The 1,731-nt window shown below is 63.8% G+C and carries 2 protein-coding genes; one reads left to right on the top strand and one right to left on the bottom strand.

Features of this window, described 5'->3' with window-relative positions; all coding sequences use genetic code 11:
- Positions 1-2: 2 nt before the first annotated feature.
- Positions 3-1,358, bottom strand: a complete 1,356-nt coding sequence (gene hmgA / locus AC0QTX_RS27365) for a homogentisate 1,2-dioxygenase (protein ID WP_474606941.1) — start codon at positions 1,356-1,358, stop codon at positions 3-5.
- Positions 1,359-1,417: 59 nt separating this feature from the next.
- Here hmgA and AC0QTX_RS27360 point away from each other — a divergent pair.
- Positions 1,418-1,731 (top strand): MarR family winged helix-turn-helix transcriptional regulator (locus AC0QTX_RS27360; RefSeq protein WP_474606940.1); only part of this gene is annotated, 314 nt, incomplete at its 3' end.

Raw genomic sequence — 1,731 nt, 5'->3', positions numbered from 1 at the left:
GATCAGCGCCGGTTCGGATCAAAATGCTTCTTCATCTTGTGACCGTAGGAAGCATAGTCCTTCTGCAGCGACTCCGTCTCAGCCGCGAAGGCGGTCACCTTCTGCGGGAAGCGCGTCTCGAACATGAACGCCAGCGTGCCTTCGAGCTTGTGCGGCTTGAGCTCGACATTGCTTGCCTTCTCGAACGCATCCATGTCAGGCCCGTGCGGCAGCATCGTGTTGTGCAGGGACATGCCGCCCGGCACGAAGCCGCCGCCGGTCTTGGCGTCATACACACCATAGATCAGGCCCATGAACTCGCTCATCACGTTCATATGGTACCACGGCGGCCGGAACGTGTTCTCCGCCACAAGCCAGCGCTCGGGGAAGATTACGAAGTCGATGTTGGCCGTGCCGGGCGTCTCAGAGGGCGAGGTCAATACCGTGAAGATCGATGGATCCGCGTGATCGTAGAGAACCGGCCCGACCGGCGAGTAGCGCCGCAGGTCGTACTTGTAAGGTGCGTAGTTGCCGTGCCAAGCCACCACGTCGAGGGGCGAGTGGTCCATATCGGCCATCCACAACGTGCCGCCCCACTTCACGTACATCGTCGAAGGTGCATCCTTGTCCTCATAGGCCGCCACTGGCGTGAGGAAGTCGCGCGGGTTGGCCAGGCAGTTGGCCCCGATGGGCCCGCGCTCCGGCAGAGTGAAGGCGCCGCCGTAGTTCTCGCACAGGTAACCGCGCGCCGGTCCGCCCGTGAGCTCCACGCGGATCTTCACGCCGCGCGGGATCACCGCGATCTCGCCCGGCTCTATGTTGATGATGCCGAACTCGGTCCACAGCCGGAGGGAGCCCTGCTGCGGCACGAACAGCAGTTCGCCATCGGCATTGTAGAAGTATTCATCCGTCATCGAGCGGGTGATGAGATAGACATGCGCACCCATCCCTGCCTGGGAGCCGGCATCACCGGCCGTGGTGATGGTGCGGATGCCCTCCAGGAACGACACGGCCTCATCCGGAAGGGGGATAGGGTCCCAACGCATGGGGGCGATCGGCACCTCCACCTCGGCGGCAGGCGCCGTGCGCCACAAGCCGATATCGGCCTTCCGGAACTCGCCCCAATGGGACACCGTAGGGCGGATGCGGTAGAGCCAGGATCGCTCGTTGGTGGTGCGCGGTGCCGTGAAGGGCGAACCGGAGAGCTGCTCGGCATAAAGCCCGTAGGCGCATTTCTGGGGGGAGTTGCGCCCGATGGGCAGGGCACCGGGCAGCGCTTCCGTTTCGAAGCCATTGCCGAAGCCGGACATGTAGCCGGGCTGGATGGCGCTCTCGATCCTCTCAGAAGCCTGAGGCAGGGGCGGGTTCTGGACATTCATGGGCATGACCTCCACATTTGGTCACAAATGTAACTGTCCATTTTGTAACCAACAACCCGATGGCCAAACTCCAGCTTGAAGCCTTCCTGCCCTACCGCCTGAACCGGATCGCGGCGGCGGTCTCCCAGGAGTTCCGCTCTGTCTATGGCCCGCATCACGACCTGACGATCCCGGAATGGCGGGTGCTGGCGACTTTAGGCCAGTTCGAGGAGATGAGCGCCAAAGCCATCGGCCGGCACTCGGCCATGCACAAGACCAAGGTGAGCCGGGCGGTGCGGGCGCTGGAGGAGCGGCGCTGGCTCAAGCGCCGCCCGAGCGAGGAGGACCGGCGCGAGGAGATCCTGACGCTCACCGCCCAGGGGGAGAGCGCCTA

The organism is Microvirga sp. jy35, from assembly GCF_056148915.1.
This window is presented reverse-complemented; position numbering and strand designations above follow the sequence as displayed.